Origin of the sequence: Escherichia sp. 93.0816 (genome assembly GCF_013368855.2) — a bacterium.
GTDB classification, from domain to species: Bacteria; Pseudomonadota; Gammaproteobacteria; order Enterobacterales; family Enterobacteriaceae; genus Escherichia; species Escherichia ruysiae.
Map to the genome: position 1 here is coordinate 156,078 of NZ_JABWNC020000004.1, position 15,241 is coordinate 171,318.

The window sequence follows — 15,241 nt, forward strand, 5'->3', positions numbered from 1 at the left end:
TAAAATGCCTTATCCGGCATTAAACTCCCAACAGGACACATTCATGGCATATACCACCTTTTCACAGACGAAGAATGATCAGCTCAAAGAACCCATGTTCTTTGGTCAGCCGGTCAACGTGGCTCGCTACGATCAGCAAAAATATGAAATCTTCGAAAAATTGATCGAAAAGCAGCTCTCTTTCTTCTGGCGTCCGGAAGAAGTTGACGTCTCCCGCGACCGTATCGATTATCAGGCGCTGCCGGAGCACGAAAAACACATCTTTATCAGCAACCTGAAATATCAGACGCTGCTGGACTCTATTCAGGGTCGTAGCCCGAACGTGGCGCTGCTGCCGCTGATTTCCATTCCCGAACTGGAAACCTGGGTAGAAACCTGGGCGTTTTCGGAAACTATTCACTCCCGCTCCTACACGCACATCATTCGTAATATCGTTAACGATCCGTCTGTTGTGTTTGATGATATCGTCACCAACGAGCAGATCCAGAAACGCGCAGAAGGGATTTCAGCTTACTACGACGAACTGATCGAAATGACCAGTTACTGGCATCTGCTGGGCGAAGGCACCCATACCGTCAACGGCAAAACCGTGACCGTTAGCCTGCGCGAGCTGAAGAAAAAACTTTATCTCTGCCTGATGAGCGTTAACGCGCTGGAAGCGATCCGCTTCTACGTCAGCTTCGCCTGCTCTTTCGCATTCGCTGAACGTGAGCTGATGGAAGGCAACGCCAAAATTATTCGCCTGATTGCCCGTGACGAAGCCCTGCACCTGACTGGTACTCAGCATATGCTGAATCTGTTGCGCAGCGGCGCGGACGATCCTGAGATGGCGGAAATTGCCGAAGAGTGTAAACAAGAGTGCTATGACCTGTTTGTTCAGGCGGCACAGCAAGAGAAAGACTGGGCGGATTATCTGTTCCGTGACGGTTCGATGATTGGTCTGAATAAAGACATTCTCTGCCAGTACGTCGAGTACATCACCAATATCCGTATGCAGGCGGTTGGTTTAGATCTGCCGTTCCAGACGCGCTCCAACCCGATCCCATGGATCAACACCTGGCTGGTGTCGGATAACGTGCAGGTGGCTCCGCAGGAAGTAGAAGTCAGTTCTTATCTGGTCGGTCAGATTGACTCGGAAGTAGACACCGACGATTTGAGTAACTTCCAACTCTGATGGCTCGCGTTACCCTGCGCATCACTGGCACACAACTGCTGTGCCAGGATGAACACCCTTCTCTTCTGGCGGCGCTGGAATCCCACAATGTGGCGGTTGAGTATCAGTGCCGCGAAGGCTACTGCGGCTCCTGTCGCACGCGCCTTGTCGCAGGTCAGGTAGACTGGATTGCCGAACCGTTAGCCTTCATTCAACCTGGGGAAATTTTGCCCTGTTGTTGCCGGGCAAAAGGCGATATTGAAATCGAGATGTGATCGGGTACTAGCGCCAGATGCGACGCTTGCGCGTCTTATCTGGCCTACAACGATTACATGGCAGAATAATACGCTTTCACCTGCTCCCAGTCCGCTTTCGGGATCGGCTCCAGATATTTCTCCAACTGGCGAAAGTCATGATGAATCGCTTTATGGCGACGCAGACGACGTCGACTTTTCTCCAGATCAAGAAAACCGGCTTCTGCCTTACCTTCTGTTTTCACATAGATATGGCGAACATAACAGCAACCATGCTGACGATTAACGCTATGCATCTTTTTAAATGCCAGCGCCACCGCTTTCAACATTGCTTGCCGTACATCGTCGGAATAAGGCGTTACTGCGTGTTGTGAATACCAGTCAGCAATGCTGACAAACCCCGCCATATCTTCAGTCACCAGCAACGCGCGCCATTCACCCTCAATTTTCACCGCTTCACCAAAAACGATGTTCGGCACAATCACACCGGCGCGCTTCAGATCTTTTATTACAGCTATCTCCCGAACAATCGTCGGACGCCCAAACGGATAGCGGATAGAATGAAACAAGTGGTGAGTCATGCGCTTCACGTACAACTTTTTGCCGTTGTGCTCGACGCATTGCACCCCGCTCATACCGTTGCGGCGGTAATTCGGCTCCTCAACCCAGTCACCTTCTGTAGACCACCAATGATTGAACTCATCGTGTTTTGCTGAAACTGCCATACCCTGTCGCCTGTCTTTATTATTAACGACAATGACTATAGGTGTTTACCTTAAGAAAAACTTAATAAAAAGTGTTTCTTAATGGATTTCTTTTGCCGGGAACAAGTCATCCCGCTCTAAAGAACAGCAAGTAAGGATAACCAACAGACTTTATTGAAGAATTAAATATGTCCGCTATTTTACTATGACGTAGATGAGGCTTTGAATGAAGAGATATACCGGATGGCACTTACGTGCCATCCGACACTGAACTTACTCTTTATTGAGGAATTTTACTGCCTTATCCGGGAAGTCCGTAAACAGCCCATTAACACCTGCTTTGTTATACAGGGCGTCATACAGTTGATTCACATCGGTCGTATATGCCGGCAGTTTATCCGACCGCACGGTATAAGGATGCACTACCAGCTTATTCTGCTGTGCATCTTTCACCATTCCAGTAAGTTTAATATTGCCCGGCTGCGATGTCTCATCAATGACCATATGGTAATCGGGGCCAATGCCGTCAGCATATTCCGCCACCTGCTTCATGGCGCCCGGCTTAAACATCCAGTCATAGCTGTAATTTACCCAGGTTCCGTCCGGCTGTTTCTGCTGAGTTTCATTCCAGTCAGTATAAGCAATCAACTGAACCAGATTGAGATCCATGCCCATTTTCGGTTCCAGCTCATTTTTAATGCGTTTCAGCTCATCAGCATCAAAGCATTGCAAATAAACTTTGTCCCCTTTGCTGGTGTAACCATATTTTTTCAGCACTTCCAGAGTCTTAGCCGCAATATCCTTCCCTTCCTGATGATGAAACCACGGCGCTTTAATTTCTGGATAGATGCCAATATTTTTCCCCGTCGAGTGATTTAATCCCTGAATAAATTCAATCTCTTCTTCGAAAGTGTGGACACGAAAGTCAGACTTACCCATCGGGAAACGTCCGGGGAAAGTCTGCACTTTTTTGCCGTTTACAATATCGAAGCCTTCGGTAAATTTCAGAGACTTAATTTCATCCAGCGTGAAATCTATCGCGTAGTAACGACCGTCTTTGCGTGCCCTGTCCGGGAAACGATCGGCGACATCAGTAACGCGATCGAGATAGTGATCGTGCAGAACAACCAGATGGTCATCCTTCGTCATCACTAAATCCTGTTCCAGATAATCCGCTCCCTGCGCATACGCCATCGCTTTTGCTGGCAGCGTATGCTCCGGCAAATATCCACTGGCACCGCGATGGGCGATGACTATTTTTTCGTTGCTGTCCGCCGCCATTGCACTGCTTCCCATGACTATAGTGCTCATCATGATCGCCATGCTAAGGTTTTTCAGCGTCAATTTCATGCCATTAGCCTCCGTTGCGTTTTTGCTGTAATTCCTGATGGCGACGTTTTTCGCCAATCATCACGACAATTAACAAGATAACTGCCAGGATGCTGCCGCCAATCATCACCATAAAGCCGCCATCCCAGCCAAAGTAGTCAACGGTATAGCCGACAATCGCACTTGCGGCCACAGAACCACCAAGATAACCAAACAGTCCGGTAAAGCCTGCCGCCGTACCTGCCGCTTTTTTCGGTGCCAGTTCCAGCGCGTGCAGACCGATGAGCATGACAGGGCCATAAATCAGGAAGCCAATGACAATCATACAAATCATATCTACGGTCGGGTTGCCCGCCGGGTTCATCCAGTAAACGATGGTGGCGATGGTTACCAGAGTCATAAAGAAGACGCCGGTTGCGCCACGGTTACCACGGAAGACTTTATCCGACATCCAGCCGCACAAAAGGGTGCCCGGAATGCCCGCGTACTCATAAAGGAAGTAGGCCCAGGAAGATTTATCCAGCGCGAAGTGTTTCACCTCTTTCAGGTAGGTTGGCGACCAGTCGAGGATGCCGTAGCGCAGCAGGTAAACGAACACGTTGGCGATAGCGATGTACCACAGCAGTTTGTTCGGCAGCACGTACTGCATGAAAATCTGCTTCGCGGTCAGCTCCTGTTCCGCTTTTTCGTTATAGTCGTCCGGATAGTCATTTTTGTACTCTTCGATCGGCGGCAGACCACAGGATTGCGGAGTATCGCGCATCATGGCAAAAGCGAAAAGCGCCACCAGAATGGCACAGAAAGCCGGCATATAAAGCGCCGCGTGCCAGTCATTGAACCAGGCCATCCCCAGCAAGAACAACAGCGGCGGAATACCACCACCGACGTTATGCGCACAGTTCCACACCGACACAATGCCGCCACGTTCTTTCTGTGACCACCAGTGCACCATGGTACGACCACACGGCGGCCACCCCATCCCCTGGAACCAGCCGCAGAGGAACAACAGCACGAACATCACCGCAATACTGGAAGTCGCCCACGGCACAAATCCCATAAACAGCATCACTGCCGCAGCAAGAATCAAACCTGCTGGCAGGAAAACGCGCGGATTCGAGCGATCCGATACCGAGCCCATGATGAATTTCGAAAATCCATAGGCGATTGAGATCCCTGAAAGCGCAAAACCTAAATCACCACGCGAGAATCCCTGCTCCACCAGATAGGGCATAGCGAGAGCAAAGTTCTTACGAACCAGATAGTAAGCAGCATAACCAAAGAATATCCCCAGGAAAATTTGCCAGCGCAATCGACGATAGGTCGGGTCGATCTCCGCAGCAGGTAAGCGCGCTTTGTGTGGCGCCGGTTTAAAAATACTCAACATTTATAGCCTCCGTGGCCCATGGTCTTATTTATGATTAACAGCCTGATTCAGTAGAAGAACCTGCCGTTTTTTGAGTTGCCGCGATGTTAAGAAAACATTCATAAATTAAATGTGAATTACCGCACACATTATTAAACACAATGATTGAAATGTTCCGAAAGACGCATGAAATCACGTTTCACTTTCGAATTATGAGCGAATATGCGCGAAATCAAACAATTCATGTTTTTACTATGGCTAAATGGTAAAAAACGAACTTCAGAGGGATAACAATGAAAACTCGCGACTCGCAATCAAGTGACGTGATTATCATTGGCGGCGGCGCAACGGGAGCCGGGATTGCCCGCGACTGTGCCCTACGCGGGCTGCGCGTGATTTTGGTTGAGCGCCATGACATCGCCACAGGCGCGACCGGGCGTAACCACGGTCTGCTACACAGCGGCGCGCGCTATGCGGTAACCGATACGGAATCGGCCCGCGAATGTATTAGTGAAAACAAGATATTAAAACGCATTGCGCGTCATTGTGTTGAGCCGACCAACGGCCTGTTTATCACCCTGCCGGAAGATGACCTCTCCTTTCAAACCACTTTTATTCGCGCCTGCGAAGAAGCAGGAATAAGCGCAGAAGCCATCGATCCGCAGCAAGCGCGCATTATCGAACCTTCCGTTAACCCGGCATTGATAGGTGCAGTGAAAGTCCCGGATGGCACCGTTGACCCATTTCGTTTGACCGCAGCAAATATGCTCGATGCAAAAGAACACGGTGCGGTTATCCTTACCGCCCACGAAGTCACTGGCCTGATTCGTGAAGGCGCGACGGTGTGTGGCGTTCGTGTGCGTAACCATCTCACCGGCGAAACCCAGGCACTTCATGCACCTGTGGTGGTTAATGCTGCCGGGATCTGGGGACAACATATTGCCGAATATGCCGATCTGCGTATTCGCATGTTCCCGGCAAAAGGATCGCTGCTGATCATGGATCACCGCATTAATCAGCATGTGATCAACCGCTGCCGTAAACCTTCTGATGCCGATATTCTGGTTCCCGGCGATACCATTTCGCTGATTGGAACCACCTCTTTACGTATTGATTACAATGAGATCGACGACAACAGAGTGACGGCAGAAGAAGTGGATATTCTGCTGCGTGAAGGGGAAAAACTGGCTCCGGTGATGGCGAAAACGCGTATTCTGCGAGCCTACTCTGGCGTGCGCCCGTTGGTTGCCAGCGATGATGACCCGAGCGGACGTAACGTCAGTCGCGGCATCGTGCTGCTCGACCACGCCGAACGCGATGGTCTTGACGGATTTATCACCATCACCGGCGGCAAACTGATGACCTACCGCCTGATGGCTGAATGGGCTACTGACGCGGTGTGCCGCAAACTGGGCAACACGCGCCCCTGCATCACTGCCGATACGCCGCTACCAGGTTCACAGGAACCGGCTGAAGCCACGCTACAAAAAATCATCTCCCTCCCAGCCCCGCTGCGCGGTTCTGCGGTTTACCGTCACGGCGATCGTACGCCCGCCTGGTTAAGTGAAGGCCGTTTGCACCGCAGCCTGGTCTGTGAATGCGAAGCCGTTACCGCAGGCGAAGTGCAATATGCAGTAGAAAATTTAAACGTTAACAGTCTGTTAGATTTGCGCCGTCGTACCCGTGTGGGAATGGGCACCTGCCAGGGCGAACTCTGCGCCTGCCGCGCCGCCGGACTGCTGCAACGCTTTAATGTCACCACCTCTGCGCAATCTATCGAGCAACTTTCCACCTTCCTGAACGAACGCTGGAAAGGCGTGCAACCTGTTGCCTGGGGCGATGCGCTGCGCGAAAGCGAATTTACCCGCTGGGTTTATCAGGGACTGTGTGGTCTGGAGAAGGAGCAGAAAGATGCGATTTGATACTGTCATTATGGGCGGCGGTCTTGCCGGATTACTCTGCGGTCTGCAACTGCAAAAACACGGCCTGCGCTGTGCGATTGTCACTCGTGGTCAAAGCGCGCTGCATTTTTCGTCCGGATCGCTGGATTTACTGAGCCATCTGCCTGACGGTCAAACGGTGACAGACATTCACGACGGCCTGGAATCTTTGTACCATCAGGCTCCTGCCCATCCTTACAGTGTTCTCGGCTCACAGCGCGTGCTCGATCTCGCTTGCAAGGCGCAGGCATTGATCGCTGAAAGCGGTGCGCAATTGCAGGGTAGCGTTGAACTGGCTCACCAGCGAGTTACACCGCTCGGCACTCTGCGCTCAACCTGGCTAAGCTCGCCAGAAGTCCCCGTCTGGCCGTTGCCAGCGAAGAAAATATGTGTGGTGGGTATCAGCGGGCTGATGGATTTTCAGGCGCATCTTGCAGCAGCTTCGTTACGTGAATTGGATCTTTCGGTTGAAACCGCAGAAATTGAACTGCCGGAACTGGATGTGCTACGTAATAACGCCACCGAGTTCCGCGCGGTAAATATTGCCCGTTTCCTTGATAACGAAGAAAACTGGCCACTGTTGCTTGATGCGCTTATCCCTGTCGCCAACACCTGTGAAATGATCCTGATGCCAGCCTGCTTCGGCCTGGCTGATGACAGACTCTGGCGCTGGCTGAACGAACAATTACCCTGTTCATTAATGTTACTGCCGACACTGCCACCTTCCGTGCTGGGCATTCGTCTGCAAAATCAGCTTCAACGTCAGTTCGTGCGCCAGGGCGGTGTATGGATGCCGGGCGATGAAGTGAAAAAAGTGACCTGTAAAAATGGCGTGGTGAATGAAATCTGGACCCGCAATCACGCCGACATCCCGCTGCGTCCACGTTTCGCGGTTCTCGCCAGCGGCAGCTTCTTTAGCGGCGGACTGGTCGCGGAACGCAACGGCATTCGCGAGCCGATTCTCGGCCTTGATGTGCTGCAAACCGCCACGCGGGGTGAGTGGTATCGAAGTGATTTTTTTGCGGCGCAACCATGGCAGCAGTTCGGTGTAACCACTGATGAGGCGCTACGCCCATCGCAGGCAGGCCAGACGGTAGAAAACTTGTTTGCCATCGGATCGGTGCTGGGCGGATATGATCCTATCGCTCAGGGATGCGGCGGCGGCGTTTGTGCTGTCAGTGCATTACATGCTGCTCAACAGATTGCCCAACGCGCAGGAGGCCAACAATGAACGATACCAGCTTCGAAAATTGCATTAAGTGCACCGTCTGTACCACCGCCTGCCCGGTGAGCCGGGTTAATCCTGGCTATCCGGGGCCAAAACAGGCCGGGCCGGACGGTGAACGTCTGCGTCTGAAAGATGGTGCCCTGTATGACGAGGCGCTGAAATATTGCATTAACTGCAAACGTTGCGAAGTCGCCTGCCCGTCCGATGTGAAGATTGGCGATATCATCCAGCGCGCGCGGGCGAAATATGACACCACGCGCCCGTCGCTGCGCAATTTCGTTTTGAGTCATACCGACCTGATGGGCAGTGTTTCCACGCCGTTCGCGCCTATCGTCAACACCGCTACCTCGCTGAAACCAGTGCGACAACTGCTTGATGCGGCGTTAAAAATTGACCATCGCCGCACGCTGCCGAAATACTCCTTCGGCACTTTCCGTCGCTGGTATCGCAGCGTGGCTGCGCAGCAGGCGCAATATAAAGACCAGGTGGCCTTTTTCCACGGCTGCTTCGTTAACTACAACCATCCACAGTTAGGCAAGGATTTAATTAAAGTGCTCAACGCGATGGGCACCGGCGTACAACTGCTCAGCAAAGAGAAATGCTGCGGTGTGCCACTCATCGCCAACGGTTTTACCGATAAAGCGCGTAAACAGGCAATCACTAACGTGGAATCGATCCGCGAAGCTGTGGGGGTAAAAGGCATTCCGGTCATTGCCACCTCCTCTACCTGTACGTTTGCCTTGCGCGACGAGTACCCGGAAGTGCTGAATGTCGACAACAAAGGCTTGCGCGATCATATCGAACTGGCGACCCGCTGGCTGTGGCGCAAGCTGGACGAAGGCAAAACCTTGCCGCTGAAATCACTGCCGCTAAAAGTGGTCTATCACACCCCGTGCCATATGGAAAAAATGGGCTGGACGCTCTACACCCTGGAACTTTTACGTAAGATCCCAGGGCTTGAGTTAACGGTGCTGGATTCCCAGTGCTGCGGTATTGCGGGTACTTACGGTTTCAAAAAAGAGAACTACCCCGCCTCACAAGCCATCGGTGCACCGCTGTTCCGCCAGATAGAAGAGAGCGGCGCGGATCTGGTGGTTACCGACTGCGAAACCTGCAAATGGCAGATTGAGATGTCCACAAGTCTTCGCTGCGAACATCCGATTACGCTGCTGGCTCAGGCGCTGGCTTAAACTCCCTTCTGATGCCCGGTAAGCGCATTGCTTATCGGGCATTTTTGCGTGCGCGATTCCGTACCCAATGTATGCGTTTCATCACAATGAAAATTCCTCTGAAAACGTCTCGCAAAGGCTGAAACTGGCAGATGTCAAAGGCCTGGGATAACCGTAATGTCGCGTCATCATAAATATCAGGTGACGGACAACCATGACTGAATCAACAACCTCTTCCCCGCATGATGCGGTATTTAAAACCTTTATGTTCTCACCCGATACCGCACGGGATTTTCTGGAAATACATCTACCGGAACCGTTACGTAAGCTGTGTAATCTGCATACGTTAAGGCTGGAACCCACAAGTTTTATTGAAAAAAGCTTACGCGCTTACTACTCGGATGTTTTGTGGTCGGTAGAAACCAGCGAAGGTGACGGCTATATCTACTGCGTAATTGAACATCAAAGTTCTGCGGAAAAGAATATGGCCTTTCGGCTGATGCGCTATGCCACCGCCGCCATGCAGCGTCACCAGGATAAAGGTTATGACAAAGTCCCGCTGGTAGTGCCATTGCTGTTTTATCATGGCGAAACCTCGCCCTACCCGTATTCTCTCAACTGGCTGGATGAATTTAACGATCCGCAACTTGCCCGGCAGTTGTACACCGAAGCTTTTCCGTTGGTGGATATCACCATCGTACCTGACGATGAGATCATGCAACATCGGCGTATAGCCCTGCTGGAACTTATTCAAAAACATATTCGCGACCGCGATTTAATCGGCATGGTCGACAGGATCACCACGCTTTTGATTAAGGGCTTCACTAATGACAGCCAATTGCAAACACTGTTTAATTATCTCCTGCAATGTGGCGATACCTCCCGTTTCACCCGCTTTATTCAGGAGATTGCCGAACGTTCACCACTACAAAAGGAGAGATTGATGACTATTGCTGAACGGCTACGGCAGGAAGGACATCAAATTGGCTGGCAGGAGGGTAAGATTGAAGGCTGGCAAGAAGGTAAATTAGAAGGCTTGCAGGAAGGCATGCATGAACAAGCCATTAAAATCGCCTTGCGTATGCTGGAGCAGGGCTTTGAACGTGAGATTGTGCTGGCGACAACCCAACTCACTGATGCTGATATTCCGAACTGTCATTAAAAGGAGAGATTAATGACCATTGCTGAACGGCTACGGCAGGAAGGACACCAAATTGGCTGGCAAGAAGGTAAGATTGAAGGCTTGCAAGAAGGTAAATTAGAAGGTTTGCAGGAAGGCATGCATGAACAAGCCATTAAAATCGCCTTGCGAATGCTGGAACAAGGCTTTGAACGTAAGATTGTGCTGGCAACAACCCAGCTAACCGATGCCGATCTCACCCCATTAAGCCTGCAATGAACGCGACAACGTGCCGGGTAAAAGCCTTCTCTCCGGCACGCCCTCTTTCACGCCCCCTGTGGCGACAGCGTCAACGACTCCACAACCTCAATCCAGCCATGCTCGCTGGCAATATCCAGGCCGTTTAGCCAGCGGCGCAGCATATTAAGCGCCATCATTGCGCACACCTCCTGACGGATAGCCTGGCTGTAGCGCGTGGTGCTGAAATGTACTCGCAGGGCGAAAGTGCCGTCTGGCGTAGCCAGCGCAAAGTTGAGATGCTCATCTTCCAGACCAGAAACCGCCAGCGCCAGCCCGGCGAAATGGTTAGCTCGGCGTTCCGTTATCCAGTGCGCAGTTTGCGCCAGGGTTTCTTCCTGTGAAGGAACCACTTCACACGCCAGTAATGGCGCCCCCGCGCGAGAAAGTTGCAAAGCCAGCAAGCCACCGGTGAATTGCTCGCTCAACGTCAGACTTAACTGGCGGCTTTGCAGTTCGCGGCTGATTTGCGCTGGCAGCCCTTCGGTGCCTTCGAAAATCACACTCTGTCCGGCAACACGTTTAACGTCCAGCCACAGTTTTTCCATTGCCTGTTGCTCGCTTGCCGGTCCGGTGAGTTTCAGTTCAATAATCGGCATGGAGGAGCGATAGCCCATCGTCACACCTGGTGGCAGTTGCAACGAATCCAGGCTTTGCGCCAGATCGCTTTCTGAACGACCAAAAGTGGTCAGCCGCAGACAAACCGGCGGTTGCGGCAAAGAAAAACGCTCACGCAGGCGCGGCAGGATTTCGTGCTCAACCATCACTTTAAATTCCGACGGCACGCCTGGGGTAAAGAACATCAGGCAACGGTTAAGTTGCACAGCAAAACCACAGGCCGTACCAACCGGATTATTGATAAATTCTGCACTGGCAGGCAGCTCCGCCTGTTTGCGGTTGCTCGGCGCCATTACACGACCGCGTTCGCGGAAATAGCGTTCCATCTCTTCGAGCCAGGCTTCATGAAGAACCAGGCTTTCACCTTTGGCGGTCGCTGCGGCGAGTGCGCTTAAATCATCGCTGGTCGGCCCCAGTCCGCCATTGACGATCAGCACATCGGCGTGCTGACTACGTTCGCGAAGAATGGTCACTAAATCATCAAGGTTATCGCCCACTGTATTGCGGCGAGATAATGGCACCCCCTGATGAAAGAAAAAATCCGCCAGCCAGGCAGCGTTAGTGTCAACGATTTGCCCGTGTAATACTTCATCCCCGGTGGATAACATTTCCACTTTTAACATGGTTATCTCCTGCTTTTGTTATCGAATCACTATAACGCAAAGGGAGATAAGGCGTAGTAAGAAACTGAATGGCGCGGCAGAACGCCGCGCCGGAAGGCATCAGAAGCTGGCGCTAACCCCAACATACGGGCCGTCAGCCACCGCGTTGTCGCGATTGCCGTCTTTAGCCGACAGGTTCAGGTAGCGGTAGCCCGCCTCAATGCTGATCGGACGCATGATGGTGTAACGCGCGCCAGCATTCGCTTCTTCATAACTTTTAATACCGCTGGAGAGCGAATCCGGAGAGTAGTAATACTCGCCAAACAGACGGAAGCTATCGCCAATTTGCCACTGCAAGCCACCGCCTACCGCTGCGGCATAGCCTTCATCGCCGTCGTTCGGGTTGGTGTAAACGCCTTTACCGCCCACAGTTGCCATTAACGGTCCCAGCGGCAGATTCAATCCCAGACCAACGCCCGCGACGTCACCGTCGTCATCGTTATGTGTCCAGTTACCGCTTAATGCCAGACCGGTCGATTCAGTACCGAAACCGACGCCAATATTGGTATATTCTTTTCCCGCCTGACCGCTAATGCTTATCGCATTTGCCGATGCAGAAACCAATAGCATTCCAGCCAGAACTGGCAGTGCAAATTTTTTCATTTTTACCTTTTCCCGCAAGAAGATAATTAAAAGTCCCCAAAGCTGCGGGATTGTACTGCCTGACACAGAGGATTCAATGCGTGAAAAAAGCGATCTGCTAACTTATTGTAACTAAATACTTCTTTAATAATTAAGTGCAGAAAAAGTAGCCACCAAAAATTGATTGCCAGAAAAATAATCATCGCGGTTATCGTCGCAAAAAAGGCCAATGCCGCTTTCACGTGTTGATCCATTGCCGTATTCTTTTGTTTTATTTTCAGTTGTAAGGAATATTCCCATGCGGCAACGGACTATAGTTTGTCCCTTAATTCAAAATGATGGTGCTTATCTGCTGTGTAAAATGGCCGATGATCGCGGCGTTTTCCCCGGACAATGGGCGCTGTCTGGCGGCGGCGTAGAACCCGGTGAGCGCATTGAAGAAGCATTACGTCGTGAAATCAGAGAAGAGCTGGGCGAGCAACTGATTCTTACTGACATCACGCCGTGGACGTTCAGTGATGACATCCGCATCAAGACGTATGCAGATGGTCGCAAGGAAGAGATTTATATGATTTACCTGATCTTTGACTGCGTCTCTGCCAACCGTGAAGTGAAAATTAACGAAGAGTTTCAGGAATACGCATGGGTAAAACCTGAAGATCTTGCTCACTATGATTTGAATGTCGCCACTCAGAAAACATTACGTTTGAAAGGCCTGATGTAACAGTAATGACAGCCATTATTGGCTGTCATATTAACAAATCACCGATTAACAAACTCACCATCCAGTAAAACGTTGCCATTTTCCACATGCATTACCAGCCCATCCAGATAATCTGGTTTAAATGTCACGTTTCGTTTATCTTTAGCGATATAGGTCAGACAATGGTTATGGGTGAAAATAACGATATTTTTATCTGGCGCTTTCCTTTGCAACTCCTTAATTGTGCTATAAATCTCATTTCTACATTGTAGAAACCGTTTATCTACCGTCAGTTTTTTTCCAGCAGAAAACCAGGTCGCTGATTGAATAGTCCGAACGGTATTACTGGAATAAAGATCGAAATCAGGGATGTCCGCGCTAAAAGCTTTGCCCAGTTCACGGGCATTCTGAGCACCTTTCACCGTAATGCCTGTTTTGTCTGACAAGCATTGATTAGAGGAACGGTCGCAGCGTTCCGCATGGCGAAACAGAACCACAACCGGGTGCTGCTGCGCTAATCTGGCCAGCGTTTTATTGTCGATACGCGGCAAACCATTACTGCTCCAGGCAGCATGTGTACCCAGCCCCGCAATCGCCCCAAGCACCAGTAAAATGTAGATATATTTTTTAGACTTCAACGAAGTCCGACTAAAAGCTAACACTTAAGCTCCACCTATAGACAAGCGTAGCCAGCTAAATGACCGCAAAAACAAACGACATTTTCACCGGTAAATAGTGGCTGGGATAGTATTAAAACATTACGATGCACGCAAAATGCCTTAAATTTTGTCAAATTAAAAGCCTGAATAAGATACAAAAACAAAAAAAATAATATTTAAGCCTTATATTCATTCCTTAAGGTTAAATTAATATTCCACCCTTAGAATTTCATTCCAAATGGCAAAATACACATAACATTCCCTATGACAAATATTAGCGAATAGCAGGGAAAGGTATTCAATGGCCGAAGGAAAAACAATGTCAGACTTTTTACCTTTTTCGCGTCCGGCAATAAGCGCGGAAGAACTCGCTGCAGTTCAAGAGGTTTTCGAATCCGGTTGGATAACCACTGGTCCGAAGAATCAGGCACTGGAAGCGGCCTTTTGCCAGTTGACAGGAAATCAACATGCCATCGCAGTCAGCTCGGCCACTGCTGGAATGCATATCACGCTGATGGCGCTGGGGATTGGCGCTGATGATGAAGTCATCACACCCTCCATGACCTGGGTTTCAACCCTCAATATGATCTCCCTGTTGGGCGCAACGCCGGTGATGGTGGACGTTGATCGCGATACGCTGATGATCACGCCTGAAGCGATCGAAGCGGCCATTACGCCCTACACCAAAGCGATTATCCCGGTGCATTATGCCGGAGCGCCAGCAGATATTGACGCCATTCGCGCCATTGCTGAACGCCACGGTATCGCGGTCATTGAAGATGCCGCCCACGCCGTCGGTACGTATTACAAAGGTCAGCATACTGGTGCAAAGGGCACCGCTATTTTTTCGTTCCACGCCATCAAAAATATTACCTGCGCGGAAGGCGGCCTGATCGTTACCGATAATGAAAACCTCGCCCGTCAGCTACGGATGCTGAAATTTCACGGTCTGGGGGTCGATGCATATGACAGGCAAACCTGGGGACGCGCGCCGCAGGCTGAAGTATTAACGCCGGGCTATAAGTACAATCTGACCGATATTAACGCTGCAATAGCTCTGACGCAGTTGAATAAATTAGAGCAACTAAATACTCGCCGTCGCGACATTGCCCTGCAATATCAGCAAGCACTGGCAACTCTCCCTTTCCAGCCTTTAAGCGTTCCTGCATGGTCGCACGTTCACGCCTGGCATCTGTTTATCATACGTGTTGATGAACAACGTTGTGGTATCAGCCGCGATGCTCTGATGGAAGCGTTAAAAGAAAGAGGCATTGGAACCGGGTTACATTTCCGCGCCGCCCACACGCAAAAATATTATCGCAAGCGTTTTCCCACGCTGTCGTTGCCGAATACGGAATGGAATAGCGAACGCATCTGTTCGTTGCCGCTTTTCCCGAATATGACCACCACCGATGCCGACCGCGTCATCACTGCCCTTCAGCAACTCGCAGGACATTAAG

General features: G+C 50.8%; 15 protein-coding genes and 1 pseudogene. 9 read left to right on the forward strand and 7 right to left on the reverse strand.

Annotation, left to right across the window (positions count from 1 at the left end):
• The first annotated feature begins 43 nt into the window (after window positions 1-43).
• Window positions 44-1,174, forward strand: a complete 1,131-nt coding sequence (gene nrdB / locus HEM79_RS06945; RefSeq protein ID WP_000332038.1) for a class Ia ribonucleoside-diphosphate reductase subunit beta — start codon at window positions 44-46, stop codon at window positions 1,172-1,174.
• Window positions 1,174-1,428 (forward strand): ferredoxin-like diferric-tyrosyl radical cofactor maintenance protein YfaE, encoded by a 255-nt coding sequence (gene yfaE, locus HEM79_RS06950; protein ID WP_000135040.1) that lies wholly within the window; start codon window positions 1,174-1,176, stop codon window positions 1,426-1,428. The genes nrdB and yfaE overlap by 1 nt, the downstream gene beginning before the upstream one ends.
• Before the next feature lie 53 nt (window positions 1,429-1,481).
• Here the strand turns inward: yfaE and inaA are convergent, their stop codons facing one another.
• The 3 genes from inaA to glpT all read right to left on the reverse strand — a co-directional run bounded on the left by inaA (window position 1,482) and on the right by glpT (window position 4,824).
• A complete protein-coding gene (gene inaA, locus HEM79_RS06955) occupies window positions 1,482-2,132 on the reverse strand; it encodes a lipopolysaccharide kinase InaA (RefSeq protein WP_176242281.1) in 651 nt (216 codons plus the stop codon).
• Between the two features lie 252 nt (window positions 2,133-2,384).
• Window positions 2,385-3,461 (reverse strand): glycerophosphodiester phosphodiesterase, encoded by a 1,077-nt coding sequence (glpQ, locus tag HEM79_RS06960; RefSeq protein ID WP_176242282.1) that lies wholly within the window; start codon window positions 3,459-3,461, stop codon window positions 2,385-2,387.
• A gap of 4 nt (window positions 3,462-3,465) precedes the next feature.
• Entirely contained in the window at window positions 3,466-4,824 is a 1,359-nt protein-coding gene (gene glpT, locus HEM79_RS06965) for a glycerol-3-phosphate transporter (RefSeq protein ID WP_016158665.1), read from the reverse strand.
• Window positions 4,825-5,096: 272 nt separating this feature from the next.
• Between glpT and glpA the strand changes: the two genes are divergently transcribed.
• From glpA to HEM79_RS06990, 5 genes and pseudogenes are all read left to right on the forward strand, one after another.
• Complete coding sequence (gene glpA / locus HEM79_RS06970; RefSeq protein WP_176242283.1) at window positions 5,097-6,725, forward strand: anaerobic glycerol-3-phosphate dehydrogenase subunit A; 1,629 nt, start codon at window positions 5,097-5,099, stop codon at window positions 6,723-6,725.
• Window positions 6,715-7,974, forward strand: coding sequence for a glycerol-3-phosphate dehydrogenase subunit GlpB (glpB, locus tag HEM79_RS06975; RefSeq protein ID WP_176242284.1), 1,260 nt, complete (start codon window positions 6,715-6,717; stop codon window positions 7,972-7,974). The genes glpA and glpB overlap by 11 nt, the downstream gene beginning before the upstream one ends.
• The gene (gene glpC, locus HEM79_RS06980; RefSeq protein ID WP_176242285.1) at window positions 7,971-9,161 is read left to right on the forward strand and encodes an anaerobic glycerol-3-phosphate dehydrogenase subunit GlpC; all 1,191 of its coding nucleotides are present in this window, start codon (window positions 7,971-7,973) and stop codon (window positions 9,159-9,161) included. The genes glpB and glpC overlap by 4 nt, the downstream gene beginning before the upstream one ends.
• A 193-nt stretch (window positions 9,162-9,354) precedes the next feature.
• A complete protein-coding gene (locus tag HEM79_RS06985; RefSeq protein ID WP_176242287.1) occupies window positions 9,355-10,302 on the forward strand; it encodes an ISNCY family transposase in 948 nt (315 codons plus the stop codon).
• A pseudogene (locus HEM79_RS06990) lies at window positions 10,303-10,539 on the forward strand (hypothetical protein); the annotation flags it as partial.
• A 47-nt stretch (window positions 10,540-10,586) separates the two neighbouring features.
• Here HEM79_RS06990 and HEM79_RS06995 read toward each other — a convergent pair.
• The 3 genes from HEM79_RS06995 to HEM79_RS07005 all read right to left on the reverse strand — a co-directional run bounded on the left by HEM79_RS06995 (window position 10,587) and on the right by HEM79_RS07005 (window position 12,661).
• Window positions 10,587-11,798: a nicotinamide mononucleotide deamidase-related protein YfaY gene (locus tag HEM79_RS06995; protein ID WP_176242289.1), complete on the reverse strand. Its 1,212-nt coding sequence runs from the start codon at window positions 11,796-11,798 to the stop codon at window positions 10,587-10,589.
• A 99-nt stretch (window positions 11,799-11,897) separates the two neighbouring features.
• The gene (locus tag HEM79_RS07000; protein WP_000712687.1) at window positions 11,898-12,440 is read right to left on the reverse strand and encodes a YfaZ family outer membrane protein; all 543 of its coding nucleotides are present in this window, start codon (window positions 12,438-12,440) and stop codon (window positions 11,898-11,900) included.
• 26 nt (window positions 12,441-12,466) lie between these two features.
• A complete protein-coding gene (locus HEM79_RS07005) occupies window positions 12,467-12,661 on the reverse strand; it encodes a hypothetical protein (RefSeq protein ID WP_309491256.1) in 195 nt (64 codons plus the stop codon).
• Window positions 12,662-12,717: 56 nt separating this feature from the next.
• Between HEM79_RS07005 and nudI the strand changes: the two genes are divergently transcribed.
• Window positions 12,718-13,143, forward strand: coding sequence for a nucleoside triphosphatase NudI (gene nudI / locus HEM79_RS07010; protein ID WP_001249882.1), 426 nt, complete (start codon window positions 12,718-12,720; stop codon window positions 13,141-13,143).
• A gap of 38 nt (window positions 13,144-13,181) precedes the next feature.
• Here the strand turns inward: nudI and ais are convergent, their stop codons facing one another.
• Window positions 13,182-13,784: a lipopolysaccharide core heptose(II)-phosphate phosphatase Ais gene (ais, locus tag HEM79_RS07015; RefSeq protein ID WP_176242291.1), complete on the reverse strand. Its 603-nt coding sequence runs from the start codon at window positions 13,782-13,784 to the stop codon at window positions 13,182-13,184.
• Between the two features lie 316 nt (window positions 13,785-14,100).
• Between ais and arnB the strand changes: the two genes are divergently transcribed.
• Window positions 14,101-15,240 (forward strand): UDP-4-amino-4-deoxy-L-arabinose aminotransferase, encoded by a 1,140-nt coding sequence (gene arnB / locus HEM79_RS07020; protein ID WP_176242293.1) that lies wholly within the window; start codon window positions 14,101-14,103, stop codon window positions 15,238-15,240.
• Window position 15,241 lies beyond the last annotated feature (1 nt).

Excerpts from the sequence above, each read along its gene's own strand:
- HEM79_RS06995 (WP_176242289.1), bottom strand. The coding sequence starts at position 11,798 with ATGTTAAAAGTGGAAATGTTATCCACCGGGGATGAAGTATTACACGGG.
- HEM79_RS07000 (WP_000712687.1), bottom strand. The coding sequence starts at position 12,440 with ATGAAAAAATTTGCACTGCCAGTTCTGGCTGGAATGCTATTGGTTTCT.
- yfaE (WP_000135040.1), top strand. The coding sequence starts at position 1,174 with ATGGCTCGCGTTACCCTGCGCATCACTGGCACACAACTGCTGTGCCAG.
- glpQ (WP_176242282.1), bottom strand. The coding sequence starts at position 3,461 with ATGAAATTGACGCTGAAAAACCTTAGCATGGCGATCATGATGAGCACT.
- glpA (WP_176242283.1), top strand. The coding sequence starts at position 5,097 with ATGAAAACTCGCGACTCGCAATCAAGTGACGTGATTATCATTGGCGGC.
- glpB (WP_176242284.1), top strand. The coding sequence starts at position 6,715 with ATGCGATTTGATACTGTCATTATGGGCGGCGGTCTTGCCGGATTACTC.
- glpC (WP_176242285.1), top strand. The coding sequence starts at position 7,971 with ATGAACGATACCAGCTTCGAAAATTGCATTAAGTGCACCGTCTGTACC.
- arnB (WP_176242293.1), top strand. The coding sequence starts at position 14,101 with ATGTCAGACTTTTTACCTTTTTCGCGTCCGGCAATAAGCGCGGAAGAA.
- HEM79_RS06985 (WP_176242287.1), top strand. The coding sequence starts at position 9,355 with ATGACTGAATCAACAACCTCTTCCCCGCATGATGCGGTATTTAAAACC.
- nudI (WP_001249882.1), top strand. The coding sequence starts at position 12,718 with ATGCGGCAACGGACTATAGTTTGTCCCTTAATTCAAAATGATGGTGCT.
- glpT (WP_016158665.1), bottom strand. The coding sequence starts at position 4,824 with ATGTTGAGTATTTTTAAACCGGCGCCACACAAAGCGCGCTTACCTGCT.
- inaA (WP_176242281.1), bottom strand. The coding sequence starts at position 2,132 with ATGGCAGTTTCAGCAAAACACGATGAGTTCAATCATTGGTGGTCTACA.
- nrdB (WP_000332038.1), top strand. The coding sequence starts at position 44 with ATGGCATATACCACCTTTTCACAGACGAAGAATGATCAGCTCAAAGAA.